The following is a 25,602-nucleotide window of genomic DNA, read 5'->3' as shown; positions in this document are numbered from 1 at the left end:
GCTCGTTCACTGCTTCTTCTCGACGCGGGCGACCACCACGTGCGGCCGTCCCGGGTGCGGCGCGGTGAAGGCGGCGTGCAGCGCCGCGTGGTCGCGCCCGTCCACCGTCACCGCGGACCAGCCGGCCGCCTCGAACCGGGTGGCGATGCCGCCGGGCCAGCCGTGCGTCGCCGAGTCGTTGTCGATCACCACGGTGTGCAGCCGCTCCAGTCCGGCGGAGCCCGCGTAGGCGAGCGCCTCGTGGTTGCTGCCCTCGTCCAGCTCGGCGTCGCCGATCAGCACCCAGACGGCCGGGTCGTCCAGGCCCTGCGCCCGCAGCCCGAGCGCACTGCCCACGGCGAGGGGCAGGCCGTGCCCCAGCGAGCCGCTGCCGATCTCGACGCCGGGGATCAGGGTGCGGTCGGGGTGGTGCCCGAGCGGGGAGCCGTAGGAGCCGAAGCCGGGCAGCCAGCCGACCGGGAAGAAGCCCTTGGCGGCGAGCACCGCGTAGTAGGCCATCGGACCGTGTCCCTTGGACAGCAGGAAACGGTCCCGCCCGGGGTCGTCGGCGCTGTTCGGCGTGACCCGGAGCACCCGGTCGTAGAGCACCCACACGACGTCGAGGGTGGAGGTGGCGGCGGGGCCGTGCTTCTCGGCCCCGGTCATGAGGCCGATGAGGCGGCCCAGATCCTCGTAGCGGAGCGCGGTGTCCGCGGTTGCCTGTGTCATGCACCGATCGTGCAACCTCAAGTCCGATCGAGGTCAAGACCCCGCTCCGGCCGTATCCGGCCGGAGCGAGGTGCGCGCGACCACCGCACGAAGTGCGGTATTGTTCTCCTGCGCGTTCAACCAGGGGAAACCCCAGGTCAACGGGTATCGGGACGTGGCGCAGCTTGGTAGCGCACTTGACTGGGGGTCAAGGGGTCGCAGGTTCAAATCCTGTCGTCCCGACTTTTCGAAGTCGCAGCTCAGGGGCCGTTTCAGAGCAATCTGAAACGGCCCCTGAGTCGTTTGCCGGTCCGGTGGTGACCGGACGAGCACCGCGCAGCACGGCCGGTCCCCGGACGTGGACTCCACCGCCAGGAACAGGGCAGCCCGCACGGCAAGCCGCCAAGAGCACGGGCGGCCGGGGCGAGGAGCGGAGCAGGCGCGGCGGCGACAAGGGGATGCACGGCACCGGGCCCCGGGGCCGCTCCGGTCGCCCCAGCGGTACGAAGGACGCCTCCGCCTCCACCGGAGTCGACCCGCAGGACCCGCCCGGCACCCGCAGCGGCGGCTGGACCGGCGACGGCGTCAGGGGTGGCGCCGTACGCGCACGGGGTGGACGAAGAGGCGGTTGCGTACGCCGTCGAAGGTCGCGGCCAGGGCCCGGGCGTCGCGGCGGTCGCCGGCGAACAGGCCCGTCCGGTCGACGTGCACGGCCAGGGTGGGGTGGCGGTCGACCACCGCCGAGATGCCCCGGCCGTCGATCGTGTCCGACCACGCGTCCAGGTTCCGGCCGAACCACGCGGGCAGGCCGCAGGGCCCGGTCACCGCGTCCCAGAATCCGTCGAGGGTCTCGATCCGCCGGCCGCGCAGATCGACCACGAGCGCGCTGTCCGTCATCGCAGCAGGCTAACCGGACCGACCGGCAGACGCGCCGCGCGCCGGGCCGCCCGCACCGTCCGGCTGCGCGCCGGACGGGTGTCCGTCGGGCCGCGGGCGTGACCCCCGCGCCGCGCGTCCGGTTCCAGGGGACATGACTCTTCTGCGCACCGCGCGCCGTCTGGCCGGCGCCGCCCTCGTCCTGACCGTGTTCGCCGCGCCGGCCGCGTCCTCCGCCTCGGCGCAGGCCGCCGCGCATCCGTCGCTGCGCCCCGCCGACGTCATCGAACCGCCGCTGCCCGTCGAGGAGTTCCCCGGGCAGGTCCGGGAAGCGTGCGGGATCTGGCAGGGGCTCGACTGGCCCCAGGCGCCCCGGCCCACCGACTACCCGGTCGCGGACACCCGTCTGGTCATCCGCGGCAGCAACGTCTACGGCAACCGCTCCCGCGACCTGCCCCTCGACGGCCGCTACCGCGAGTACGACGTCAACCCGCGCACCCCCGGCCAGTACCGCGATGCCGAGCGCATCGTCCGCGACCCCGACACCCGCGCCGTCTGGTACACGGACGACCACTACGCCACCTTCCGGGAGATCTCCTCCGGCTGCGAGTGAACCCCGGCCGAGGGGCTCAGGGCGCTCCGGCACCCCCTCCCACCAGCGGTTCGTCTTGATCAAGTCGCCGGTGTCGGAAGGGCGCCGCTAGCATCGGAGCAGTTCGCGACAGGTGGGGGCAGCCTTCCAGACGGGAGTTCGACCTTGATGGCCACACCACGCCGTATCGCCCGCATCGCCGCCGCCGGAGCCCTGTCCGCGGCACTGCTGACCGCCGGTGGTCTCGCGACCGCGAGCACCGCCGCAGCCGCCGCGACGCCGACCCCGTCGGCCTCCAGGTCGGCCGCCGGTGAGATCACCCTCAAGGCCGCGCCCACCGAGGTGAAGGCCGGTGAGAAGGTCACGTTCACCGGCAGGAGCAAGGGGCTCCCGATCGGGACGAAGGTGGTCCTGCAGCACAAGAACGGCTCCAAGTGGACCACGCTGCACGTCAACACGCTGATCAAGAAGGGTTCCAGCTTCTCCTTCGAGAACACCTTCAAGGACAAGGGCAAGCAGGAACTGCGCGTCTCGGCGGGCAACTGGACGTCGCCCTCCATGACCGTCACGGTCCACTGACGGCGGTGGGCCCGCGGGACACACCGGGGCGCCCCCCGTCGAACGTCCGGCGGGGGGCGCCCCGCGTGCGTGCCGGGCCCGGGCCGGTTCAGGCGCGGTCCGCCACCGCCGGCCGGCCGGCGTGGAGTTCCAGCGGGCCGGCTCCGCTCTCCCGGGCCCCGAGGCAGGCCCTGATCTGCCGCCGGAGCGACGGCGCGACCAGCGGACGCAGGTCGCCGGGGGCGACCGTCCGCCACCGCACCAACTCCGCCGGGGGGAGCCGGATGCGGGCGAGCGCGGCGGGGTCGAGCACGCCGCCGTCGTAGAGGAAGCGGACGCGGGCCGGACGGCCCGGCTTGTGCGACCAGTTCACGGCCAGGAGCCGGCCCGGCGGCAGGTCGAGGCCGAGTTCCTCGCGCACCTCCCGACGGGCCGCGGCCCGCGGGTTCTCGCCGAGGTCGCTGTCGACGCCGCCGCCCGGCAGGTGCCAGCGGTCGGCCCTGCCGTACGTGGGCTGCACGAGCAGCACCCGGCCCGCGGAGTCGGTGAGGACGGCGCTCGCGGCGGTGAGGGCCTTGGGCCGGTTCGCCCGGTGGCTGGCGGAGTCGAGCGCGCCGGAGTGCTCCAGCGCCGCACGCCGGGCCGGATCGAGGCCGGCCGGGGAGCCGGGCTGCGGGACGCCCCCGACGAGGTGGGCGAGCGAGCCCGCGTACAGGGCGGCGAGGGCGGCCCGGAGCCGGGGCGCGATCCCGACGGGGAGGGCGGCGCACGCCTCGTCCGGAGCGAGCCAGCGCGCTCCCGCCGGGCCGCCGCCCGGCCCGGTGAGCCCGGCCGCCTCGTCGGCGGTGAGCGGGCCGACGAGGTGGACGTGGACGACGAGCGCGCGGTCGGGGCCGCGGGAGGGCCGGGAGTCGACGGCGAGCAGCCGGCCGGCCGGTGCCTTCAGGCCCCACACCTCCTCCAGCGCGCGGGACAGCCCCTCCTCGGGGGTTTCGGCGGGGCCGACCGAGGCGCCCGGCAGGTCGGGGCCGGACCCGTCGGGGGCGTGGCGTACGAGCACGCGCCCCCGTGCGTCCAGGACGATCCCGGTGGCGGCGACGAGCGGGGCGCTGCGGCAGTCCTGCGGCGCACCGGGGGAGGGGCGGTCGGGCGGGACGGGTGCGGCGGATGTGGCGGGCACGGTGGACTCCGACGGGAGGCGGGCGGGGGCGGTGGTGGGCGAGGGGCGCTGGTCGGCGGCGGCAGGGACGCACTATGCCGTGCGCGGGCGGCGCCCGGGCGCGGACATGCCGGTGCGCGGGCACCGGCACGGGCGGAGGGCCGGTCGCGGGCCGGACCCGTTCAGGACTCCGCGGCCGACGGGGGCGCGGGGTCCCGAACGGGCCGGGCGCCGGGCCGCAGGAAGCGCCGGAGGATCAGCCGCAGGGTGGGGAGTTGGGCGGCGGGATCGAAGGACGGGTCGGTGGCCGCGCTGGTGTAGAGCGCGCCGATCAGGGCCATGACCCAGGCCGCGGTGGCCTCCGGCTCCAGCCCGGGGTCCAGCGCGCCGGCCGCGGCCGCACGGCGCAGCAGGGCGGTCACCGCGCCCCGCTCGTCCTCCTCGTCCCGGCTCAGCAGGGCTTCGAGCTCCGGGTCGCGGTAGGCCTGGATCACCGCCTCCATCACGAGGGCGGGGACCAGCGGTTCCAGGGCGGGCGCGGTGAGGAGGTCCACGACGTCGAGGAGGGCGGCCCAGGGGTCGTCGGAGGCGAGGGCGGCGGCGAACCGCCCGGCCTTGGCGGCGCGCTCCTGCTCGTCCTCCACGAAGACGGCGTGGAAGATGGCGCGCTTGGTGGGGAAGTAGTGGAAGAGGTTGCCGGCGCTCATGCCGGCCGCCTTGCAGATCTCCGCCGTCGTGGTGCGCTCGAAGCCCCTCGCCGCGAAGAGGCCGGCCGCCGCGTCGACGATGTGCCGACGCCGCTCCCGATGCCTGGCCGGGTCGACCGTCCTCATCGTCTCTCCTCGCCCGCCGGTCCGGAACCGGTCGCTGCCCTCGTGTCCCGCGTCCCGTGCGCGGTACCGGCCGGTCGGCGGGTGGCCGTTCCGGTGCGCCGGGCGACCGGATGACAATAGACCGAGTGCTCGGTCTACCAATGCGGCCGGGGCGGGCGACGTGGAGGGGGACGCGGAGATGGAGACGGACGAGAGCGGACCGGCGCGGCGGGAGCCGGAGGGCGGGGGGCTCACCGTGGTCGGACAGGCGGTGTGGGCCACCGTCGGCGTCTACGCCGTCCTCGCGGCGCTCGGCGCCGCCGTCGGCTGGGGCCTGGGACCCCTGGCGGACTGGCTCGTGACGCTGCCCTGGGCGCCGCTGCAGGGCCCGGCCGAGCTGGTCGGGAAGGTGCCCGCCGGCGTACTGCCGGCCGTGGGCGCGGTGGCCGGGCTGGTCCTCGGACTCGTCGCCCAGCACGAGCAGCTGACGCTCCGGCTCTCCGGCGACCGGCTCGTGCTGGCCGCCGAGGGCCGGGAGCGGGAGTTCTCGCGGGCGTCCGTGGCCGTCGCGTTCCTGGACCGCAAGCAGCTCGTCCTGCTCGGCCACGACGGCGGCGAACTGGTCCGGCAGGGCTGTGAGCTGGCCCCCGGCCGCGTCGCCGACGCCTTCGCCGCGCACGGCTTCGCGTGGGCGGACGCCGACCCGTACGAGGCGGAGTTCCGCCGCTGGGTCCCCGGCGCCCCCGGGCTGCCCGAGGGGGCGAACGCCGTGCTCGCGGCCCGTCGGAAGCCGCTGGAGAAGAACGGCCCCGCCGACGGGGACGCGCGCGAACTGCGGGAGGAACTGGCCCGCCTGGGCGTCGTCGTACGGGACGTCAAGCGCCGCCAGTACTGGCGCGGCCACGGGCGGCCGGGCGGGCCGGGCGGGCCGGGCGGGCCGGGCGGGCCGGGCGGGCCGGGCCTGCCGTCAGGCGGCTGAGCGGGCCCGGCGCGGCGCCGCGCCGGGTCAGGCGCGGGCGAGGAGGAGACCGCCCATGGTGACCATCGTCGCCGCGACCAGGGCGTCCAGGGCCCGCCAGGCCGACGGGCGGGCGAGGAAGCCGCTGAGCAGGCGGGCGCCGTAGCCCAGGGTGGCGAACCAGGTCAGGCTGGCCAGGCCGGCGCCGATGCCGAAGGCCCAGCGCAGGTCGCCGCGGTCGGCGGCGAGGGAACCGACGAGCAGCACGGTGTCCAGGTAGACGTGCGGGTTGAGCCAGGTCATCGCCAGACAGGTCGCCACGGCGCGCCGGGCGGAGCCCTGCGGGACGCCCGCGGTGGTGAGGGCGGCGGCCGGGTCGGGCCGCAGCACACGGCGGGCGGCGAGGATCCCGTAGCAGATCAGGAAGGCGCCGCCGGCCAGGCCGACGACCGTCAGGGCGGCCGGCCAGGCGGTCACGAACGCGCCCACCCCGGCCACGCCGAGGGCGATGAGCAGCGCGTCGGACAGGGCGCAGATGGCGACCACCGCGAAGACCGCGTGGCGGCGCGCGCCCTGGCGCAGGACGAAGGCGTTCTGCGCGCCGATGGCGACGATCAGGGAGAGTCCGGTGCCGAAGCCGGCGAGGGCCGCGGGGACGGTGCCGTGGTTCATGTGGCCGACGGTAGGACAGCCCTCGGGTTCAGTACAGCTAAAGATTTTTACGTATCATTAGCGCCCGTGATGGACGAGCTTCCCCTGGACCAGGTCCGGACCCTGCTGGCCGTGGTCGACGAGGGCACCTTCGAGGCCGCGGCCGCCGCCCTGCACGTGACGCCGTCCGCGGTGAGCCAGCGGGTCAAGGCGCTGGAGCAGCGGACCGGGCGGGTGCTGCTGATGCGGACCAAGCCGGTGCGGGCCACGGAGTCGGGGGAGGTCGTCGTCCGCTTCGCCCGGCAGCTGTCCCGGCTGGAGCGCGACGCGCGGGCGGAGCTGGGCATGGCCGACGGCACGGGTCCGGTGCGGCTGCCGATCGCGGTGAACGCGGATTCGCTCGCCACCTGGTTCCTGCCGGCGCTGGCCCGGGTGCCGCAGGACCCGCCGGTCTGCTTCGAGCTGCACCGGGAGGACGAGTCGCACACGACGGCGCTGCTGCGGGAGGGGCAGGTGATGGCCGCCGTGACCTCCTCCCCGGACGCGGTGGCCGGCTGCACGGTGCGGCCGTTGGGCCTGGCGCGCTACCTGCCGGTGGCGAGCCCGCACTTCGCGGCCCGCCACCTGACGGGCGCACTGCGCCGGGACCTCCGGACGGCCCCGACCGTCGTGTTCGACCGGAAGGACGAGCTCCAGGACGCGTTCGTACGGTCGCTCACCCGCGACCCGGCGGCCCGGTCGGGGCCGGTGCGGCACCACGTGCCGACGTCGGAGGGGTTCTGCGACGCGGTGGCCGCCGGGATGGGCTGGGGCATGGTGCCCGAGTCGCAGGCGCGGCCCCTGGTGCGGACGGGACGGCTGGTGTTGCTGGCCCCGCGCCGGCCCATGGACGTACCGCTGTACTGGCAGCAGTGGAAGCTGGACTCGCCCGCGCTGGCGCGGGTGGCCGAGGTGATCGCCGGGGCGGCCGGGGAGGCGCTGCGGCCGGCCCCTGCCGGGTCCGCCTAAGCTGCCGCCATGGAGTCCTACACGATCGGCCAGGCGGCGCGGCTGCTCGGCGTGAGCGTCGACACGGCGCGGCGCTGGGCGGACGCCGAACGGTTTCCCACCCGCCGCGACGGCACCCGGCGGATGGTGGAGGGGCCGGACCTGGCGGCGTTCTGCGTCGCGGTCGCCCAAGAGGCCGGCGAGGGCGAGGAGACCCCGTACACGTCGGTGCGCAACGCCTTCCCGGGGATCGTGACCGGGGTCCGGCTCGGGGTCGTCGAGGCCCAGGTGGAGATCCAGGCCGGACCGCACCGGATCGTGTCGCTGCTGACGCGGGAGGCGGTCGAGGAACTCGGCCTGGAGGTGGGCGCGCGGGCCACCGCGCGGGTGAAGTCCACGAGCGTGTTCATCGACCGCGTCTGAGCGCGACGGCCTCCCCGGGCCGGGCCCCGGTCCACCCCGCCGTGTCGGGCGGGTGCGGGGCGGGAAGGCGGGGCGGGGGAGGTGTCCGGCGTCCGGGTGGCGGTGGCACACTGGCCCGTGATCCGCCGAAGGGGAGAAAGCCGTTGTCCATGTTCAGCAGCCTGCGCCGGGTCGTGCGCCGCGGCTACCGGCGGGCCGTCGACCTCAGCCACCCCTCCCGCTCCCCGCTCGGCAGCGCCGTCGTCAACTGCGTGGTCTACCTCGACGGCGTACGCCAGGACGGGTGCGCGGAGGCCGAGGAGGCGCTGCGCCGGGTGCGCAAGGCGGGGGAGGGCTTCGTCTGGATCGGGCTGCACGAGCCGGCGCAGGAGGAGCTCACCGGGCTCGCCGCGCTGTTCGGCCTGCACCCGCTGGCCGTCGAGGACGCCGTCCACGCGCACCAGCGCCCCAAGGTGGAGCGGTACGACGACACGCTGTTCGCCGTCTTCAAGACCGTGCGCTACGTGGAGCACGAGGAGCTCACCGCGACCAGCGAGGTGGTCGAGACCGGCGAGCTGATGGCCTTCACCGGCCCGGACTTCGTGATCACCATCCGGCACGGCGGCCACGGCACCCTCGGCCCGCTCCGCGAGGAGCTGGAGGCCTCCCCGGAGCAGCTGGCCAAGGGGCCGGCGGCGGTCCTGCACGCCATCGCCGACCACGTCGTCGACGACTACGTGGTCGTCACGGACACCGTGCAGAACGACATCGACGCCGTCGAGACGGCCGTGTTCAGCGAACACGGCGGCCGGGGCGACGCGGGGCGGATCTACCAACTCAAGCGGGAACTGCTGGAGCTGCGGCGGGCGGTGGCGCCGCTCGGCCGGCCGCTGGAGCAGTTGGCCACGCAGCCGGTACCGGTGATCCCGGCGGAGGTCCGCGCGTACTTCCGCGACGTCGCCGACCACCTCACCCGGGCCACCGAGCAGATCGCCGCCTACGACAACCTGCTCGACTCCATCCTCCAGGCCCACCTCGCGCAGGTGACCGTCGCGCAGAACGAGGACATGCGCAAGATCACGGCGTGGGCGGCGATCGTGGCCGTGCCCACCATGGTCTGCGGGGTCTACGGCATGAACTTCGCGCACATGCCCGAACTGCACTGGACCTACGGCTACCCGCTGATCCTCGGCGTGATGGCCGTCGCCTGCGTCGTCATCCACCGCGGCTTCCGGCGCAACGGCTGGCTCTGAGGCGCTCCGGTGCTGCGGGTCCGAGGCGCTGCGGCCCGCCCGCGCGCCGCGGGCCCCGCGCCGGCCCGCGGTGCACGGGCGGGCGCGCGACCCGCGGGCGCGTCCGCGGGCCCTTCGGCCGGTCAGGCCAGGGTCATCAGCATCAGCGGGGCCGAGGTGGGCCGCGCCGAGCCGCCCGCCGGCTCCAACGTCAGGCCGACCGCCGTCGCCCCGGCGGGGGAGCCGGTCATCAGGGTGCCGCCGTCGCCGGCCAGCAGCCCCGCGGGACGCATCACGGCGCCGTCGGCGAACCACAGCTGGTACGTCTTGCCCGCGGGCGCGGCCGGCAGCCCCGACCCGAGGAACACCGCCCTGCCCTGGCGGGCGGAGACGACCACGGAGGCGGTGGCGCCCTCCGCCGAGCGTCCGGTGACCGTACGGGCGTCGGGGGCCGTGATGACCGCGGCCAGGTCCTGCAGGGCCCGGTCCGGCTGCCGGGACTCGGAGCGCGGCCACAGGGCGGTGCCGCCCAGGGCCACGCCGCCCGCCAGCCCGCCGGCCAGGCAGGCGGCGAGGGCGAGCGGGATCGCCCGGCGCCGCAGCGCGACCATGCCGCGCCGGGCCGGGGGCAGTTGGCGGACCGTCTCGATCCGGGCCAGCACCTCGGCGCGCATCCGCGGTGGCGGGGCCAGGGCCACCGCCGAACCGAGCCGGGCGGCCGTCGCGGAAAACTCCCGTACGTCCTGCTCGCACACCGTGCACCGGGTCAGGTGGTGCGCGAAGGCCTCGCGTTCGCCGGGCTCCAGCGCGTCGACGGCGTACGCGCCCGACAGCGCGTGCAGGTGGTCGGAATCGGTGGTCATGCGGTCACCCCCATGCAGTCGCGCAGCCGGATGAGCCCGTCGCGCAGGCGTGTCTTGATCGTGGGCAGCGGGGTGTCCAGGGTCTCGGCGACCTCGCGGTAGGTCAGCCCGCCGTAGTAGGCGAGGGTGACGGCCTGGCGCTGCAGCTCGGTGAGGCCGCGGACGCAGCGGCGCACCTGCTCGCTCTCCAGCCGGACCTCCACCTGCTCGCTCACCTCGTCGTACGGGCGCTTGTGCTCGCGCGCGGCGGTGTCCTGCTCGCGGGCGGTGGCGGCCTGCGCGGAGCGCACCCGGTCCACGGCCCGGCGGTGGGCGATGGTCATCACCCAGGTCATGACGGAGCCCTTGTCGGAGCGGTAGCGCGGGGCCTGGCGCCACACCTCGATCATGACCTCCTGGGCGACCTCCTCGGACTGGGCCCGGTCCCGCAGGACCTTGACGGCGATGCCGAAGACGGGGCCCGCGACCGCGTCGTACAGCGCGGCGAAGGCGTCCTCGTCGCCGCGGGAGATCCGTTCCATGAGGGCGGGCAGGTCGGGTGCGCCGGGGCGGTCCGGCGGGCTGAACGCGGCCTGCTGCCTCACGCCGCCCGCCCCGGGGTACCCGGACGGGCCGGCGGGTGGTTGCGCGTACACGTCATGACTGTTCCTTCGCTGCGGGCGTCGGTGCGGGGCGTCGGGGAGGGCCCGGGGCCGGGCCCCGGGGATGACATCTCTGGTTTCGGAGCCCGCGCGGTCCTGGATTGGTCGCCGGGGGAAAGGATTCGGCGGCTTCGGGGACCCGCCCCGGGACGGTCCGCCGCCGGTCTTCCGGGGCCGCCGCCCGCCGGCCTTCTGCCCGGTTTCCGGCGGAATCCCCGCCGCGGCCGGATCGAACGCCCGTACGGGGGGTGCGCGCCGGAGCGCGACCCGGTCCTCCCCTCGGCCCCGGCGGCGCCCCGCCCTCGCATCCGCCCCTCCGGCCGCCCCCGCCGCCGGTCCCGGTCGAGGGTCTTGAGGAGCCGGGCGGTCTGGTAGTAAAGTTTCCTAACGAAATCGGGAAAGCCTCAACTCCCTTCTGGAGGCCTTGTGTTCACCCCTCACCGCAAGACGCTGATGGCAGCCGCCCTGCTCGGCAGCGCGCTGCTCGCCGTACCGGTCGCCGCGCACGCCACCGCTCCCGCCCCCGCGCCCACCGGGAGTGCGGTCGCCGCGGCCGCGGCCGTCGGGCTCGACGATCCGGCGAAGAAGGAGATCGCCATGCAGATCGTCTCCAGCGCCGAGAACTCCTCGCTGGACTGGAAGGCGCAGTACAAGTACATCGAGGACATCGACGACGGCCGCGGTTACACGGCGGGCATCATCGGCTTCTGTTCGGGCACCGGCGACATGCTCGACCTCGTCGAGTACTACACGCAGGTCAAGCCGGGCAACGTGCTCGCCAAGTACCTGCCGGCCCTCCGCAAGGTGGACGGCACCGACTCGCACGCGGGGCTCGACCCGAACTTCACCAAGGACTGGGCCAAGGCGGCCCAGGACGCCGACTTCAAGAAGGCCCAGGACCGCGAGCGCGACCGGGTCTACTTCAACCCGGCCGTACAGCAGGGCAAGTCCGACGGCATCGGCGTGCTCGGCCAGTTCATCTACTACGACGCCATCGTCATGCACGGCGACGGGTCCGACTCCACCAGCTTCCGCAACATCCGCAAGAAGGCCCTCGCCAAGGCCAAGACCCCGGCCCAGGGCGGCAGTGAGACCGCCTACCTCAACGCCTTCCTCGACGCCCGGGTCTGGGCCATGAAGCAGGAGGAGGCGCACAGCGACACCAGTCGCGTCGACACCGCCCAGCGGGTCTTCGTCAAGAAGGGCAACCTGAACCTCAACACCCCGCTCGACTGGAAGGTCTACGGGGACTCCTTCCACATCGGCTGACGCGCGCCGGCGCTCCGCGGCCCGGTTCCCGGTCTTCCCCGGAACCGGGCCGCGGTGTCGCGAGGTGGTAACGATGTGGGTAACGATCAGTGCGCTTCTCCGGGCGGCCGGGAGGCGAACGAGAGGGACTTTCCGAACTTCCGTGGACATAGGGGCACTTCGGTGGTCCCGTCACGGGTGCGCAGTGCCGGAAATCTCTCCCCGTGGCCGATTTCGGGCTCCTCGGAACTGGCTTGACCCTGTTGTAAGGCGGGCATAAGTTCTGCCCCGGCTTGCTCCAGCAGGACGGGCCCGATCAACCGTCCTCTGGGGGGACCCATGCACCACTACACCGACGTTCTGAAGAAGTACGTGGACTTCTCCGGCCGCGCCCGCCGCCAGGAGTACTGGATGTTCGTCCTCTTCAACCTGGGCATCGTCATCGTCCTCTCGATCCTCGACGCCGTACTGAGCACCAGCCCCCTGCTCGTCGGCCTGTACGTGCTCGGCACCTTCCTGCCGACCCTGGCCGTCGTCGTCCGCCGGCTGCACGACCTCGGCAAGTCCGGCTGGTGGTACTTCATCGCCCTCGTCCCGCTGGTCGGCGGCATCTGGCTGCTCGTCCTGACGGCCACCGAGGGCCAGCCCCAGGCCAACGAGTACGGCCCGAGCCCGAAGGCCGTCCACGCCTGATCCGCACCACCCGGGCCCCGACCCGGTCGGCCCGAGCGACCTGAGCGGCCCGACGGGCCCGCGGGACGCCGGGCCCGAGAGCGCCGCCGCGACTGGAAACAGCCGCGGCGGCGCTCTCGCCGTTGCGGACAGGGCGTGACGCGCGTCTCCCGCGGTTCGGGGCAGGGGGCTGTCCTGAGCGGCCCGATCACGAGATATCTTGATGTCGAGCAATGTTGCAGACGAGAGACGCAGACTGTGGAGCGGAGCATCCGGTGACTGACTCGACCATCATCTACACGCACACCGACGAGGCCCCGGCCCTGGCGACGCATTCGTTCCTGCCTGTCATCCAGGCGTACGCGTCGACGGCCGGAGTGACCGTCGAGACCCGTGACATCTCCCTGGCCGGTCGGATCATCGCCAGCTTCCCCGAGCACCTGGAAGAGGGCCAGCGCATCGCCGACGCCCTCGCCGAGCTCGGCGAGCTGGCGAAGACCCCGGGCGCCAACATCATCAAGCTGCCCAACATCTCGGCCTCGATCCCGCAGCTCAAGGCCGCGGTCGCCGAGCTCCAGGGCCAGGGATACGCACTGCCGGACTACCCGGACGACCCGAAGACCGACGAGGAGCGCGAGACCCGCGCCCGCTACGACAAGGTCAAGGGCAGCGCCGTCAACCCGGTCCTGCGCGAGGGCAACTCCGACCGCCGTGCCCCCGCCTCGGTCAAGAACTACGCCAAGGCCCACCCGCACCGCATGGGCGCCTGGACCTCCGAGTCGAAGACGAACGTCGCCACGATGGGCGCCGACGACTTCCGCTCCACCGAGAAGTCCGCCGTGATCGCCGAGGCCGGCACGCTGCGCATCGAGCACGTCGACACCGACGGCAAGACCACCGTCCTGCGCGAATCCGTACCGGTCCTCGCCGGTGAGGTCGTGGACGCCTCCGTCCTGCACGTGGACGCGCTGCGCACCTTCCTGAACGACCAGATCGAGCGCGCCAAGGCCGAGGACGTGCTGTTCTCCGTGCACCTCAAGGCCACGATGATGAAGGTCTCCGACCCGATCGTCTTCGGCCACGTCGTCCGCGCCTTCCTCCCGAAGACCTTCGCCCGCTACGGCGCGACCCTCGCCGCCGCCGGCCTGTCGCCCAACGACGGCCTCGGCAGCATCCTCGCCGGCCTGGGTTCCCTGCCCGACGCCGCCGCGATCAAGGCCTCCATCGACGCCGAGATCGCCGAGGGCCCGGCCCTCGCGATGGTCGACTCGGACAAGGGCATCACCAACCTGCACGTCCCGTCCGACGTCATCGTCGACGCCTCCATGCCCGCCATGATCCGCACCTCCGGCCACATGTGGGGCCCGGACGGCGCCGAGGCCGACACCCTCGCCGTCCTCCCGGACAGCAGCTACGCCGGTGTCTACCAGGCCGTCATCGACGACTGCCGCGCCCACGGCGCCTTCGACCCGGCCACCATGGGCTCGGTGCCGAACGTCGGCCTCATGGCCCAGAAGGCCGAGGAGTACGGCAGCCACGACAAGACCTTCGAGATCGCCGCCGCGGGCACCGTCCGCCTCGTCGACGCCGAGGGCACCACGGTCCTGGAGCAGGAGGTCGCCCAGGGCGACATCTTCCGCGCCTGCCAGACCAAGGACGCGCCGATCCAGGACTGGGTCAAGCTCGCCGTCACCCGCGCCCGCGCCACCGGCGACCCGGCCGTCTTCTGGCTCGACGAGGACCGCGCCCACGACGCGCAGCTGATCGCCAAGGTCAACACCTACCTGGCCGACCACGACACCGACGGCCTGACCATCAAGATCCTGTCGCCGGTCGAGGCCACCGCCTTCTCGCTGGAGCGCATCCGCCGCGGCGAGGACACCATCTCGGTGACCGGCAACGTCCTGCGCGACTACCTGACCGACCTCTTCCCGATCCTGGAGCTGGGCACCAGCGCGAAGATGCTGTCGGTCGTCCCGCTGATGAACGGCGGCGGCCTCTTCGAGACCGGCGCCGGCGGCTCCGCCCCGAAGCACGTCCAGCAGCTCGTCAAGGAGAACTACCTGCGCTGGGACTCCCTCGGTGAGTTCCTCGCGCTGGCCGTCTCCTTCGAGCACCTCGCGACCACCACCGGCAACGCCCGCGCCCAGGTGCTGGCCGACACCCTGGACCGCGCGACCGGCACCTTCCTCAACGAGGACAAGTCGCCGAGCCGCAAGCTGGGCGGCATCGACAACCGCGGCAGCCACTTCTACCTCGCCCTGTACTGGGCGCAGGAGCTGTCCCGCCAGATCGACGACCCGAAGCTGGCGGCCGCCTTCGACCCGCTCGCCAAGACCCTGGCCGAGCAGGAGCAGACCATCGTCGGCGAGCTCATCGCGGTGCAGGGCTCCCCGGCCGACATCGGCGGCTACTTCCAGCCCGACGTCGCCAAGGCCACGGCGGTCATGCGGCCGTCCGCGACGCTGAACAAGGCGCTCGCGCTGCTGGGCTGACCCCCGCTGCGCAATGCCGCTGCCCCGGCCGGGTCCTCCCGGCCGGGGCAGCGGCGTACCCGCGCCCTCCCGCGCGGCGCCGTGACCGCACGGGAGGGGCCGGGGTCCGGGCCGCCAACGCCAACGCCCACGAGCGACCCGACTTCACCTACCTGTGGGGCGTGGGCCGGGACGGGGACACCGTCACGCTGGTCCTGTGGTCGAGCTACTGGGGCGAGCCGCCCGTGGCCGCCTGGAAGAAGACGCTGCGCACCGCGGTGACCAAGCTGTACTAGGGCGCAGACCGGGCCGGGACGTCGGCGGCCACGCGGAAGCCGATGTTCCCCGCCGAGCTGTCCGGAGTGTTGCGGGTGCGGGCCGCCACCCGGTAGCGGTTGCAGTACGAGTCGTGGCACATGTGGGAGCCGCCGCGCATGGTCCGCTCCGGGCCGTGCTCCGCGAACCGGTCCGCCGACCACTCCCACACGTTGCCGACGGTGTTGTAGAGCCCGTACCCGTTGGGGCGGAAGGACCGGGCGGGGGCGGTGCCCGCGTATCCGTCCTCCCGGGTGTTGTGGGCCGGGAAGTCTCCGTTCCAGATGTTGCACATGGGGCGGCCGCCTGGCCGCAGCTCGTCGCCCCACGGGTAGCGCCTGCCCTCCAGGCCGCCGCGCGCCGCGTACTCCCACTCGGCCTCGCCGGGCAGCCGGGTGCCCGACCAGGCGCAGTAGGCCAGGGCGTCGTGCCAGGAGACGTGCACGACGGGGTGGTTCTGCCGGGCCGCGAAGGAGGAGCCGGGGCCCTCGGGGCGGCGCCAGTCGGCGCCGTCGACCGCCCGCCACCACGGGGTGCCGGCCACCGCGGGGGACGCCGCGGCGAGAGCGGGCGCGAGGAACCCGGCGAAGACGAAGCTGAAGCCGAAGGACTCCGCCTCCGTGACGTGCCCGGTGGCCTTCACGAACGAGGCGAACTGCGCGTTGGTGACGGTGGTCGGGGCGATGCGGAACGCCCCGACCACCACTTCCCGTACCGGGCCCTCGCCGTCCGCGGCGAACCCGTCCGGGTCCTCGGTGCCCATCAGGAACCGGCCGCCCGCGATGTCCACCAGGTCGCGGGCGGCCCGCCGTACCGCCGGGTCCGCCACCGCCGGGTCCGCCGCCGGCGCGGACCGCGGTGCCGGGGTCAGGGCGAGGGCGGCCGGCGCGCGGCCGGGGGTGCAGCAGGGCTCGGGCGGCATGGATCTCACTCCTGGGGCCGGTGGTTGCGGCGGTACGGGTCGAGCGGGCGGTTGCCGGGTCAGGCGGAGCGGTCGGCGGCCAACTGCGCGGCCAGTGCCGGCACGCCGAGCGCCTGCTCCTGTGCGGGGGTGGCCTGGTACAGCAGGTTCTTCAGCTGGTACGGGTCGGCCGCCAGGTCGTAGTACTCCCGGAAGGTGACCTGCCCGGTGCCGGAGACGTTGCCCGCGGCGTCGGTGTGCAGGTCGTAGTACTCGGTGTACTGCTTTTCCTTGGCCACGTACGAGGCCCAGGACGTGGGTCCCTCGGCGCCCGTGCCCTGCTTCCACCACTGGACGAGCAGGTGGTCGCGGGCGGCCGGGCCGAGCAGCGAGCGCCCGTCCTGGCCGGCGGGCCGGGCGATCCCGGCCGCGTCCAGGATCGTCGGCGCGATGTCGATGTTCGCGACGATGCGCTGGTCCGTGGTGCCGCCGCCGAGCCCGCGGGCCGGCCAGGACAGGTAGAACGGCACCTCGTGGGCGGGGGAGTAGGGCACGGACTTCTTGGTCCAGCCGTGGTCGGCCCAGGTGTAGCCGTTGTCCCCGGTGAAGATCACGAGGGTGTTCTCCAACTGCCCCAGTGCGGCCAGCTTCTCGCGGATGGCCTGGACCGCGTCGTCCACGGAGAGCAGGCTGCGCAGCTGGCGGGTGCGGGTCTCGCGGCCGTCGTCGAGGGTCGACGTGGCGTTGCGGATGTACGGGGGCTTGTCGGACCGGTCGTCCTCGGGGACCGAGGGGCGGCCGTTCCAGGCCGGGACGGGGGTCTCGGCGTACTTGGGCGCGGGGGTGTTGGGCGCGTGGGACGCGTACGGGGTGACGTAGGCGAACCAGGGCCGGGTGTCGGTGGTCGACTTGTCCAGGAAGGCGAGCGTCCGGTTCTTGACGATGTTGGTGGTGTAGCCGGAGAGCTGCTGGACGGTGCCGTCGACGTTCCAGCGGGCGTTGTGGTAACCGGGCTGGAGGAGGGCGAACTCCTCGAAGTGCGGTGGATTGTCGGCCAGCGTCCAGGAGTTGAGGTACTTGCCGAAGAGACCGGTGCGGTAGCCCGCCTGCGCCAGGTGGCGCTGCACGGTCGTCGACTGGTCGAGGCTGTGCGAGGCGGCGTTGTTGCGCACCCCGTGGTGGTGGGCGTGCCGTCCGGAGAAGATCGAGGAGCGGGACGGTGCGCACAGCGGGGTGGCGGAGTGGCCGTGGGTGAAGGTGACGCCGTGGCCGCCGAGCCAGTCGATGGTCTGGGGGATGGCCCAGTCGGTGTGCTTGGGCTGGTCGTCGGTGACGATGAGCAGGATGTTGGGGCGGGCGGCTGCCGCGGAGCCGTTCCCGGCCGCCGCCGCGGCGGCGGCCGGGTGGGCGAGGCCGGTGGCGGTGGCGGTGGCCGAGGCGGCGACGGCGGCCGCGCCGGCGATGAAGCCGCGCCGGCCGACGGTGCCGGTGCGGGGCGTGCGGGGGTGCTCGCTCACGGGACTCTCCTGTACGTGCGGGGGCGGGTGACGTACGGCGTACCGGATTCCGGCCGCACCGTACGCCGCCGAAACCCGCAGGTCAGACCCTAGAGCTGGGCTGTGGCGGCGCTGTGGCGCCGGTATGGCAGTGCCGTGGCGGCGGTGTGCCGGGCACGTAACGCGCCGCCGCGAACCGGGTGCGGGCGCGCGGATCGGGCGCGGGTGCGCGGATCGGGCGGGTGCCCGCGAACCGTGCGCACGGGCCCCGGGAGCGGGCCCGTGCGCGGCGCGGTGCCGGGGTCAGAGGTGGTGGACCCGCTCCTGGCCGAAGCCCAGGGGCTGACGACCGGCGGCGAGGATCCGCAACCCCGGTGCGACGCCCAGTAGTTCCCGCAGCCAGGTCCGGGCCTGCGGAGCGAGCTGCTCGGCGCCGTCCAGGACGAGCAGCATGTCCCGCTCGGCCAGCCACGAGGCGGCGTTCGCCGGCCCGCACGAGGGGAAGCCCAGCTCGGCGGCCAGCTCGCGGATCCCGAGGAACCCGAGCAGCGGGTCCATGGACACGACGGCCACCCCGTCGCAGAAGTTCGACGCGAGCCGCCGCGCCATCTCGCGGACCAGCAGGCTCCGCGGCTCGCGGAACCCCCCGGTCACCGTCACCACCCGTCCCCGCCGGACGGCGGTGAGCAGCCGGGACAGCTCGGTGGAAGTAGCCGGCAGAACTCCGGTGGAACCGGATTCCCCGATCGGCACGATGCCCCCCATTGCATGCGTGACCACTGCGGCAGGAGAGTTGTTTCACGCCGCGTGACGATGATTATGCGCCACGTGCGTCGGAAGACCAGGGGAATTTCGCATTCCATGGAAAGCCTTGACCAGTCTTTCAGGAGGAGCGGGCGAGGGCGGCGCCGCGGTCGCGGGCCGCCGCCGGACACGTGCTCCCCTGCCGGCCGATCGGCCGTCGGGTCCGGCCAAATCCGTTCCGGTGGAAGGCCATTGGAGCCGCCTTCGGCCCGCCGGGCGGGACGGCCCGCGGGCCGGGACCGCGGGGTGCGGAGGCGGAGCGGGCCGGCGGCGGCGCGCCGTCGGCGGGCGTCCGCCCCGGGCGTGGCGGGTGCGTGTGCGCTCGGGAAGCCGGTGTTCCGGGGCGGGGTCGATCGGTGCAGCTCGGCACCGTGCGTGAGTGCCCGGATTCGCACCCGCGCATTACCCGTGGGTACGAACGGGTCGGTCCGGGCGGCCGCGTGCCCGTGTCGGCGACGTGGAGACGCGGGGCCGCGCCCGGCGTATTTCCCGTCGCCCCCCTGACGTACGCACCCGGCGGTCCGTCCCGGGAGCGGTTGTCCGGGCGCCGGTATTGGGTTCTACTGCTGAGCAGCCCCCACTCGGGGCATATTCCGGGGAGGGGTCGGCATGGGAGCGGACCGGCGGACGGATGGGCGGGCGGACCGGGGAGCGGGCCGTCGTGCGAGCCGCGGGGCGGCCCGGCGTGCGGCGCGGCCCGTGTCCCACCGGCGCAGACCGGGCTTCCGAGGCCGCAAACCCCTCCTGCTGCTCCTCTCCGCGTTCCTCCTCGTCGGGGTGTGCGCCGCCACCGGCATCGCCTGGGACCCCTTCGCCGCGGCCGGTCCGCGCGCCGCCGCCGCGCCCGGGGCCGGCGCCCCCCGACCCTCCGATCCCGGCGCCACCCCCGCCGCCCCGCCCGCCGCCACCGCGGAGCCGGGCGACGCACCCGCTCCGAGCCCGACGCCAGGCGGCGCCGACCGGCCGCAGGCCGCGCCCACCGGCTCCGCGGCCGCCCGCCCGACCGGCGCGCTGCCCTTCGACCTGCCCCAGCCCGCCGCCCTGCGCTCGGGCGCGGCCGGCAGGAAGCTGGTGTTCGCCCACTACTTCACCCCGTACCCGCTCTCCCTCGACAACGCGAGCGCCGACGCGGACTACTACACCCGCAACTACCTCGACCCCGACGGCGAGAGCGGCAAGCACGAGCGCTACGGCGGCCTGCTGCGCGACCGGCCGCTGCCCGTCCAGCCGAAGGGCGGCGACTGGGAGTACGCCAACCTCCAACAGGAGGTGCGCACGGCCCGCGCGGCGGGCATCGACGGCTTCACCCTCGACCTGCTCTCCCTTTCCGGCAAGAACTGGGACCGCTCCAACCTGCTCATGGCGGCGGCCCGTTCGGTCGACCCCGCCTTCAAGATCATGCTGATGCCGGACATGACCTCGCTGAAGACGGACGACCCGGCCGTGCTCGCCGAGGCCATCGCCACCCTCGGCTCCGCCCCCGCCGCCCACCGGCTCGCCGACGGCCGCCTCGTCGTCTCGCCGTTCAAGGCGGAGGAGAAGAGCGCCGCCTGGTGGACCCGGACGCTCGACATCCTCCAGTCCCGGCACGGGGTCCGCACCGCCTTCGTCCCCCTCTTCCTCGACTTCGGCGCGCACAGCGCCGAGTTCGCCCCCATCAGCTACGGCTTCTCGGAGTGGGGCAGCCGCAGCTACGTCGGCCAGGAGGGCAACACCCGCGACGTCCGCCGCGCGCACGACCTGGGCAAGATCTGGATGCAGCCCGTCTCCGTGCAGGACGCCCGGCCCAACCAGGGGATCTACGACGAGGCCGGGAACACCGCCACCCTGCGCGCGACCTGGACCCACGCCATCGAGGACGGCGCCGACTGGGTGCAGCTCACCACCTGGAACGACTACTCCGAGGGCAGCCAGTTCGCCCCGTCCCTGCACAACGGCTACGCCTACCTCGACCTCACCTCCTACTACCTGACCCGGTTCAAGACCGGCAGCTGGCCCGCGATCGTCCGGGACACGCTCTACCTCACCGCCCGGACCCAGTTCGCCGCGGCCGACCCCACCGGCGACCAGTCGCTGGTGATGTCCCTGCGCCGCGGCAGCGCCGCACCCCGGGACTCCGTGGAGGTGCTCAGCTTCCTCGCCGCGCCCGCGGTCGTCCGTACGGCCGTCGGCTCCGCGAAGGACACCCACGAGGCGCCGGCCGGGCTGCACTCCGAGCTGCTGCCGCTGAAGCCCGGCACCAGCTCGGCCGAGGTGGTGCGCGAGGGCCGCACCCGGGCCGAGGTGGAGCTGCCCTACCCGGCGGACCGCTCGGTGGAGGTGCAGGACCTCCAGTACTACGCGGCCACCAGCGGCCGGGGGTCGTAGGCCCTCCCCCGCGGGGCCTCGGTCACCCTCGTGCGGGGGCCGCGCGGGCGGTCCCCGCACGCGGCGGCGGCCCGCTCAGCGCTGCTCCCACTGGGCGCGGGTGAGCACGTACTCGACCTCGCCGTGCTCGGAGCCGGGGATCGCCTCCGGCCAGTCCTCGGTGTAGTTGCGCAGGAAGCGCAGGCCGGTCTTCTCCATCACCCGGCGCGATGCCCGGTTGACCGCCATGGTGTTGGCCGTGACCCGCTCGACCCCGAGCCGGGTGAAGCCCTCGTGGACGAGTGCGCGTGCGCCCTCCGTGGCGTAGCCGCGGCCCCAGGCGGCCCTGCCGAGCCGGTAGCCGAGTTCGACGGTGGTCGGGCGGTCCTCGTCCGGCGGCCGGAACTCGAACCACCCCAGGAAGGCGCCGGTGTCCTTCTCCCGGGCCGCCCAGTAGCCGCGGGTGCCGAAGCGCGGGTGCTCGTGCAGGAGCCGCGGCAGGGTCCGGCCGAGGATCGCCTCGCGGCTGGTGGGCCGGCCGCCGTTGATGAAGCGCATCACGTCGGGATCGTTGTCGAGCGCGAGCAGGTGGTCGACGTCGTCCGGCGTGAACGGGACGAGCGCGAGCCGGACGGTTTCCAGGAAGACGGGCATGGCGCGATCCTCGCCGCCGCCGGAGCGCGGACGCCACTGCGTTTCCGACCCGGCCGGGGCGGCGCGGGCCGTCGCGTCAGCCGGTCGCGGTCTGCGTGCTCACGAACTCCGGCTGGTCGAGCAGCCGCAGCCAGCTGCCGTCGGGCTGCCGGCGCACCACCTGGGCGCGGGCGCCCGCGCCGTCGCCGGGCGGGGTGGAGGTGAGGGCGATGCCGTCGCTGGCCAGGGTGGGCAGCGGCTCCTCCGGCTGGAACCGCGGACGGTGGGACAGCACCTGCTCCCACAGGGCCCGGATGGCCTCGCGGCCCACCGTGAACTCGCCGGGCGGGTACGCCATCACCGCGTCCTCCTCGTAGAGGGCGGCGACCCCGGCCGCGTCGCCGGCGTTGGAACGCTCGACGAACAGGCGGGTGATGTCCTGCGGGCGCAGGGCCTTCTCGTACGACGCGTAGTCCGTCATCTCGTCCTCCTCGGGTCCGTGCCGCCGGTGCCGTCCGGCGGGCCGTGATCTGGCGCACCTCCAGTCTCGGTAGCCGCCCACCAGAAGTCCAACAGCTGGTAGTGGTCGGAGCTAGAATCAGTAGTCATGGACCTGAGACAGCTCGCGTACTTCGTCGCCGTCGCCGAGGAGCGGAACTTCACCCGCGCCGCCGCGCGCGTGCACATCAGCCAGTCCGGGGTCAGCGCGCAGATCCGCAGCCTCGAACGCGAACTGGGCGCCGAGCTGTTCGACCGCTCCGGGCGCGCCGTGACGCTCACCGTCGCCGGGAAGGCGGCCCTGGAACACGCCCGCGCCGCGCTCGCCGCCGCCGAGGCCGTCGAGCAGGCGGTGGGCGAGGTCGGCGACCTCGTCCGGGGCCGGGTGACCGTGGGCATGGTGATCGGCTGCACCGTCACCCCGCTCTTCGAGGCCCTCGCCGCCTTCCGCCGGGCGCATCCCGGAGTCGAGATCGTGCTGCTGGAGGACAACTCCGACCGCCTCGTGCGGGCCGTCCGCGAGGGCGCCCTCGACCTGGCCCTCGTCGGCACCGCCGGCAGCGTGCCCGCCGGCCTGGAGGCCCTGACCGTCGTCAGCGAACGCCTCGTCGCCGCCGTCCCCGCCGGACACCCCCTCGCGCGGCGGCGCCGGATCCGGCTGCGGGACCTGGCGGACCACCCGATCGTGGCGATGCCCGAGGGCACGGGGCTGCGCACCGCCTTCGACCGGGCGTGCGCCGCCCGGGGACTGCGCCCGGCCGTCGCCCTGCAGGCGGGCGCGGCCGAGGCCGTCGCCGACCTGGCCGCGCGCGGGCTCGGCGTCGCCGTCCTCAGCGCCTCCATGGCCGAGCACTTCGCCGACCGGCTCACCGCCCGACCCATCGAGGACGCGGACGTCCCGGCCCTGCTCTCCCTCGTGTGGACGGGCCCGCGCGGGCCCGCCCTGCGCGGCCTGCTCCCCTACTGCCGCCGCGCCTTCGCCGCGGGTGACGGTGCGGGACCCGGCGGGGGTGACGGCGCGGCCCCCGGCGGGGGATGATCCACGGGACCGCCGCGCCCCACCCACCCCACGGAGGCCCCGTGCCCGACCCGACCCGCCCCGCCGCCCGAGCCGCCCGGTTCCCCGGCGGTCGGGAGCTGTTCCGGCTCGATCCCGGGGTCGCCCACCTGAACCACGGCTCCTTCGGCGCGGTGCCCCTGCCCGTCGAGGAGGCCCACGCGGCGATCCGGGACGCCGCGGCGGCCGACCCCGACGCCTTCCACGTCACCGTCTCCGACCGGCTCGCCGAAGCCCGGGCCCGGATCGCCGTCCACCTGGGCGCCGACCCCGACGGGCTCGCCTTCATCGCCAACGCCACCGAGGGCGCCAACCTCGCGCTCGACGCCGTCCCCTTCGACGACGGCGACGAGATCCTGGTCACCGACCACGGCTACGGCACCGTCGTCACGGCCGCCGCCCGCCGCGCCACCGTCACCACCGTCGCCCTGGACCCGGCCCTGCCCGACGAGGACGCCGTGCGCGAGGCCGTCCTGGCCGGGCTGACCCCGCGCACCAAGGTCGCGGTGCTCGACCACATCAGCTCGCCCACGGCCCGCCTCATCGCCTCGCCCCGGCTCCTGGCCGACCTCCGCGAGCGCGGGATCACCACCGTCGTCGACGGCGCCCACGCCCCCGGAATGCTCGCCGAACCCCTCGTGGGCGGCGCCGACTTCTGGTTCGGCAACCTCCACAAATGGGGCTACGCGCCGACCGGCACCGCCGTCCTGGCCGTCGCCCCGCACCACCGCCACCGGGTCCGGGCCCTCGTCCCGTCCTGGGAGGACGAGCACGGCTTCCCCCGCGCAGTCGAGTACCGCGCCACCCTCGACTACACCGGCTGGCTCGCCGCGCCCGAGGGCCTGGACCTCCTCGACCGCCTCGGCGCGGACCGCGTACGGGCCCACAACGCCGCCCTCGCCGCCCACGGCGCGGCCCTGCTCGCCGAACTCCCCGGCCTCACCCCGCTCCCGCACACCGAGGGCCTCGCCATGCGCACCCTGCGGCTGCCGCCCGGCGTCGCCGAAACCCAGGAGGCCGCGAGCGCCCTGCGCGAGGAACTCGCGGCCCGGCTGCGCACCCGGGTGCTGATCTGGCCCTGGCCGGGCGGCGGCGGCATCCGGATCTGCGGACAGCTCTACAACCGGCCCGAGGAGTACGAGCGCCTCGCCGCCGGCCTGCCCGGCTACCTCAGCCGCGCCTGAGCAGATACGTGTCCATGATCCAGCCCTTGCGGGCCCGGGCCTCGGTGCGCAGCTCCTCGATCCGGCCCGCGACCTCCGCCAGCCTGCCCGAGACCAGGATCTCGTCCGGGGTGCCCACATAGGCCCCCCAGTAGATGAACAGGTCCTGGTCCAGGTGGGCCGTGAAGGCGTGCCGCGCGTCCAGCATCACCACCACGTCGTCCACGTCCTGCGGCCAGCCCTCCGCCAGCCGCCGCCCCGTGGTGATCTGCACCGGCCGCCCCACCCGGTTCAGATTCGTCCGGTGCCGGGCCAGCAGCGCCGACACGCTGCTGATGCCCGGTACCACCTCGTGCTCGAACGCGACCCGCCCGCGCTCCAGCACCTCGTCCAGGATGGCGAGCGTGGAGTCGTAGAGCGAGGGATCGCCCCAGACCAGGAACGCACCCGTCTCCCCGTCCGCCAGGTCCTCGGCGACGAACCGCTCGAAGATCTCGGCCCGCGCGCTGCGCCAGCCGTCCACCGTCGGGGCGTAGTGGGCCGGGGTCCGGTCCCGGTCCGGGTCCCGGCCCTCCACCAGCCGGTGCCCGGGACGGGCGTGCGCGTCGAGCATCGCCCGCCGCAGCCCGGTCAGATCCGACTTCTCCTCGCCCTTCTCCAGGATGAGGAACGCGTCCGCCGCGCCGATCGCCCGTACCGCCTGGAGGGTCAGGTGGTCCGGGTCGCCCGCGCCGATGCCGATCACAGAGAACTTCTTCACCCGGCTATTCTGCCCGTCATGCGTGCCGCCCTGTTCGTCACCTGCGTCAACGACGCGCTGTACCCGCGCACCGGCGTCGCCGTCGTGCGCCTCCTGGAGCGCCTCGGCGTCACCGTGGACTTCCCGGCGGCCCAGAGCTGCTGCGGCCAGCCCCAGTACAACACCGGCCACCGGTACGAGACCGAACCGCTGCTGCGCCGCACCGCGCGGGCCTTCGCCGGGCACGCTCACGTGGTCACCCCCTCCGGTTCCTGCGCCGCCATGCTCCGCGAGCACTACCCGCGCATCGGCCGGAAGGCGGCGGAGGAGGGACGCGGCGGCGAGCTGGCCGACCTGGCCGCGGAGCTCGCGCCGCGCGTGTACGAACTCACCGAGTTCCTGGTCGACGTGCTCGGGGTGACCGACGTCGGCGCCTACTTCCCGCACACCGTCACCTACCACCCCTCCTGCCACGGACTGCGCGCCCTCGGGCTCGGGGAGAGGCCCCGAAGGCTGCTGGCCGCCGTCAGGGGGCTGGACCTCGTCGAACTGCCCGGAGCCGAGGAGTGCTGCGGCTTCGGCGGCACCTTCGCGCTCAAGAACCCCGACGTCTCCGCCGCCATGGGCACCGACAAGGCCGACCGCGCCGCCGCCACCGGCGCGGAGGTCCTGTGCGGCGCCGACAACTCCTGCCTCGCCCACCTCGACGGCCTGCTGCGGCGCACCGGCTCGCCCCTGCGCACCCTGCACCTCGCCGAGATCCTGGCCGCCACCGAGGACGAGGGGCCCCCGCGATGAGCGGACGGACACCGGACACGCGGCCGGGCCGACCGGGGCC

The 25,602-nt window shown here is 74.4% G+C and carries 26 protein-coding genes and 1 tRNA gene; 14 read left to right on the top strand and 13 right to left on the bottom strand.

Annotation, left to right across the window (positions count from 1 at the left end; translation table 11 throughout):
- Window positions 1-6: 6 nt before the first annotated feature.
- Entirely contained in the window at window positions 7-708 is a 702-nt protein-coding gene (locus CP968_RS06230) for a thiamine pyrophosphate-dependent enzyme (protein WP_150517036.1), read from the bottom strand.
- A gap of 148 nt (window positions 709-856) precedes the next feature.
- On the opposite strand from CP968_RS06230, the gene CP968_RS06225 reads away from it, so the two are divergent.
- Window positions 857-930, top strand: a tRNA-Pro gene (locus CP968_RS06225).
- A 342-nt stretch (window positions 931-1,272) separates the two neighbouring features.
- Here CP968_RS06225 and CP968_RS06220 read toward each other — a convergent pair.
- A complete protein-coding gene (locus CP968_RS06220) occupies window positions 1,273-1,584 on the bottom strand; it encodes a barstar family protein (protein WP_150517035.1) in 312 nt (103 codons plus the stop codon).
- 133 nt (window positions 1,585-1,717) lie between these two features.
- Here CP968_RS06220 and CP968_RS06215 point away from each other — a divergent pair, with 133 nt between their 5' ends.
- Entirely contained in the window at window positions 1,718-2,176 is a 459-nt protein-coding gene (locus CP968_RS06215) for a ribonuclease domain-containing protein (protein ID WP_150517034.1), read from the top strand.
- 147 nt (window positions 2,177-2,323) lie between these two features.
- Window positions 2,324-2,734, top strand: a complete 411-nt coding sequence (locus CP968_RS06210; protein WP_150517033.1) for a hypothetical protein — start codon at window positions 2,324-2,326, stop codon at window positions 2,732-2,734.
- Between the two features lie 88 nt (window positions 2,735-2,822).
- Here CP968_RS06210 and CP968_RS34695 read toward each other — a convergent pair whose 3' ends face one another.
- Both CP968_RS34695 and CP968_RS06200 read right to left on the bottom strand, forming a co-directional pair.
- The gene (locus CP968_RS34695; RefSeq protein WP_167536770.1) at window positions 2,823-3,893 is read right to left on the bottom strand and encodes an NUDIX hydrolase; all 1,071 of its coding nucleotides are present in this window, start codon (window positions 3,891-3,893) and stop codon (window positions 2,823-2,825) included.
- 161 nt (window positions 3,894-4,054) lie between these two features.
- Window positions 4,055-4,705, bottom strand: coding sequence for a TetR/AcrR family transcriptional regulator (locus CP968_RS06200; RefSeq protein WP_150517032.1), 651 nt, complete (start codon window positions 4,703-4,705; stop codon window positions 4,055-4,057).
- Between the two features lie 178 nt (window positions 4,706-4,883).
- Here CP968_RS06200 and CP968_RS06195 point away from each other — a divergent pair, with 178 nt between their 5' ends.
- Window positions 4,884-5,663 (top strand): YqeB family protein, encoded by a 780-nt coding sequence (locus CP968_RS06195; RefSeq protein ID WP_150517031.1) that lies wholly within the window; start codon window positions 4,884-4,886, stop codon window positions 5,661-5,663.
- Window positions 5,664-5,690: 27 nt separating this feature from the next.
- Here CP968_RS06195 and CP968_RS06190 read toward each other — a convergent pair whose 3' ends face one another.
- Window positions 5,691-6,314: a LysE/ArgO family amino acid transporter gene (locus CP968_RS06190; RefSeq protein ID WP_150517030.1), complete on the bottom strand. Its 624-nt coding sequence runs from the start codon at window positions 6,312-6,314 to the stop codon at window positions 5,691-5,693.
- Window positions 6,315-6,383: 69 nt separating this feature from the next.
- Between CP968_RS06190 and CP968_RS06185 the strand changes: the two genes are divergently transcribed.
- The 3 genes from CP968_RS06185 to corA all read left to right on the top strand — a co-directional run bounded on the left by CP968_RS06185 (window position 6,384) and on the right by corA (window position 8,935).
- Window positions 6,384-7,301 (top strand): LysR family transcriptional regulator ArgP, encoded by a 918-nt coding sequence (locus CP968_RS06185; RefSeq protein WP_150517029.1) that lies wholly within the window; start codon window positions 6,384-6,386, stop codon window positions 7,299-7,301.
- Between the two features lie 9 nt (window positions 7,302-7,310).
- Window positions 7,311-7,703, top strand: a complete 393-nt coding sequence (locus CP968_RS06180) for a TOBE domain-containing protein (protein WP_150517028.1) — start codon at window positions 7,311-7,313, stop codon at window positions 7,701-7,703.
- A gap of 149 nt (window positions 7,704-7,852) precedes the next feature.
- A complete protein-coding gene (gene corA, locus CP968_RS06175) occupies window positions 7,853-8,935 on the top strand; it encodes a magnesium/cobalt transporter CorA (protein ID WP_150517027.1) in 1,083 nt (360 codons plus the stop codon).
- A gap of 122 nt (window positions 8,936-9,057) precedes the next feature.
- Here corA and CP968_RS06170 read toward each other — a convergent pair whose 3' ends face one another.
- Both CP968_RS06170 and sigK read right to left on the bottom strand, forming a co-directional pair.
- Complete coding sequence (locus CP968_RS06170; protein WP_150517026.1) at window positions 9,058-9,777, bottom strand: anti-sigma factor; 720 nt, start codon at window positions 9,775-9,777, stop codon at window positions 9,058-9,060.
- Complete coding sequence (gene sigK, locus CP968_RS06165; protein ID WP_150521758.1) at window positions 9,774-10,298, bottom strand: ECF RNA polymerase sigma factor SigK; 525 nt, start codon at window positions 10,296-10,298, stop codon at window positions 9,774-9,776. Before sigK ends, CP968_RS06170 begins: the two co-directional genes overlap by 4 nt.
- Window positions 10,299-10,871: 573 nt before the next feature.
- On the opposite strand from sigK, the gene CP968_RS06160 reads away from it, so the two are divergent.
- From CP968_RS06160 to CP968_RS06150, 3 genes are all read left to right on the top strand, one after another.
- Complete coding sequence (locus CP968_RS06160) at window positions 10,872-11,687, top strand: chitosanase (protein ID WP_150521757.1); 816 nt, start codon at window positions 10,872-10,874, stop codon at window positions 11,685-11,687.
- Between the two features lie 318 nt (window positions 11,688-12,005).
- Entirely contained in the window at window positions 12,006-12,359 is a 354-nt protein-coding gene (locus CP968_RS06155; RefSeq protein WP_150517025.1) for a DUF805 domain-containing protein, read from the top strand.
- Window positions 12,360-12,613: 254 nt separating this feature from the next.
- Complete coding sequence (locus CP968_RS06150; RefSeq protein WP_150517024.1) at window positions 12,614-14,833, top strand: NADP-dependent isocitrate dehydrogenase; 2,220 nt, start codon at window positions 12,614-12,616, stop codon at window positions 14,831-14,833.
- Window positions 14,834-15,104: 271 nt separating this feature from the next.
- Here CP968_RS06150 and CP968_RS06145 read toward each other — a convergent pair whose 3' ends face one another.
- The 3 genes from CP968_RS06145 to CP968_RS06135 form a co-directional block, all read right to left on the bottom strand.
- Window positions 15,105-16,049: a formylglycine-generating enzyme family protein gene (locus CP968_RS06145; RefSeq protein ID WP_150517023.1), complete on the bottom strand. Its 945-nt coding sequence runs from the start codon at window positions 16,047-16,049 to the stop codon at window positions 15,105-15,107.
- Window positions 16,050-16,108: 59 nt separating this feature from the next.
- Window positions 16,109-17,545, bottom strand: a complete 1,437-nt coding sequence (locus tag CP968_RS06140) for a sulfatase family protein (RefSeq protein ID WP_150517022.1) — start codon at window positions 17,543-17,545, stop codon at window positions 16,109-16,111.
- Between the two features lie 282 nt (window positions 17,546-17,827).
- Window positions 17,828-18,277, bottom strand: a complete 450-nt coding sequence (locus CP968_RS06135; RefSeq protein ID WP_150517021.1) for a hypothetical protein — start codon at window positions 18,275-18,277, stop codon at window positions 17,828-17,830.
- Between the two features lie 750 nt (window positions 18,278-19,027).
- On the opposite strand from CP968_RS06135, the gene CP968_RS06130 reads away from it, so the two are divergent.
- Window positions 19,028-20,695, top strand: coding sequence for a glycoside hydrolase family 71 protein (locus CP968_RS06130; RefSeq protein ID WP_229886244.1), 1,668 nt, complete (start codon window positions 19,028-19,030; stop codon window positions 20,693-20,695).
- A gap of 75 nt (window positions 20,696-20,770) precedes the next feature.
- On the opposite strand, the gene CP968_RS06125 is transcribed toward CP968_RS06130, so the two are convergent.
- Both CP968_RS06125 and CP968_RS06120 read right to left on the bottom strand, forming a co-directional pair.
- A complete protein-coding gene (locus CP968_RS06125) occupies window positions 20,771-21,328 on the bottom strand; it encodes a GNAT family N-acetyltransferase (RefSeq protein WP_150517020.1) in 558 nt (185 codons plus the stop codon).
- 76 nt (window positions 21,329-21,404) lie between these two features.
- The gene (locus tag CP968_RS06120) at window positions 21,405-21,788 is read right to left on the bottom strand and encodes a YybH family protein (protein ID WP_150517019.1); all 384 of its coding nucleotides are present in this window, start codon (window positions 21,786-21,788) and stop codon (window positions 21,405-21,407) included.
- 126 nt (window positions 21,789-21,914) lie between these two features.
- On the opposite strand from CP968_RS06120, the gene CP968_RS06115 reads away from it, so the two are divergent.
- Complete coding sequence (locus CP968_RS06115) at window positions 21,915-22,844, top strand: LysR family transcriptional regulator (protein WP_150517018.1); 930 nt, start codon at window positions 21,915-21,917, stop codon at window positions 22,842-22,844.
- Window positions 22,845-22,885: 41 nt separating this feature from the next.
- On the top strand, window positions 22,886-24,046 hold the full coding sequence (locus CP968_RS06110; protein WP_208835981.1) for an aminotransferase class V-fold PLP-dependent enzyme: 1,161 nt from the start codon (window positions 22,886-22,888) through the stop codon (window positions 24,044-24,046).
- Here CP968_RS06110 and cobF read toward each other — a convergent pair.
- Window positions 24,033-24,785: a precorrin-6A synthase (deacetylating) gene (cobF, locus tag CP968_RS06105; protein WP_150517016.1), complete on the bottom strand. Its 753-nt coding sequence runs from the start codon at window positions 24,783-24,785 to the stop codon at window positions 24,033-24,035. The two genes, CP968_RS06110 and cobF, sit on opposite strands and share 14 nt — an antisense overlap.
- Window positions 24,786-24,803: 18 nt before the next feature.
- On the opposite strand from cobF, the gene CP968_RS06100 reads away from it, so the two are divergent.
- Entirely contained in the window at window positions 24,804-25,562 is a 759-nt protein-coding gene (locus CP968_RS06100; protein WP_150517015.1) for a (Fe-S)-binding protein, read from the top strand.
- Window positions 25,563-25,602: the final 40 nt, after the last annotated feature.

The organism is Streptomyces subrutilus (assembly GCF_008704535.1).
Lineage (GTDB): Bacteria > Actinomycetota > Actinomycetes > Streptomycetales > Streptomycetaceae > Streptomyces > Streptomyces subrutilus.
Note: the sequence above shows the minus strand (reverse complement) of the source record. Positions and strands in the feature narration are given on the sequence as shown.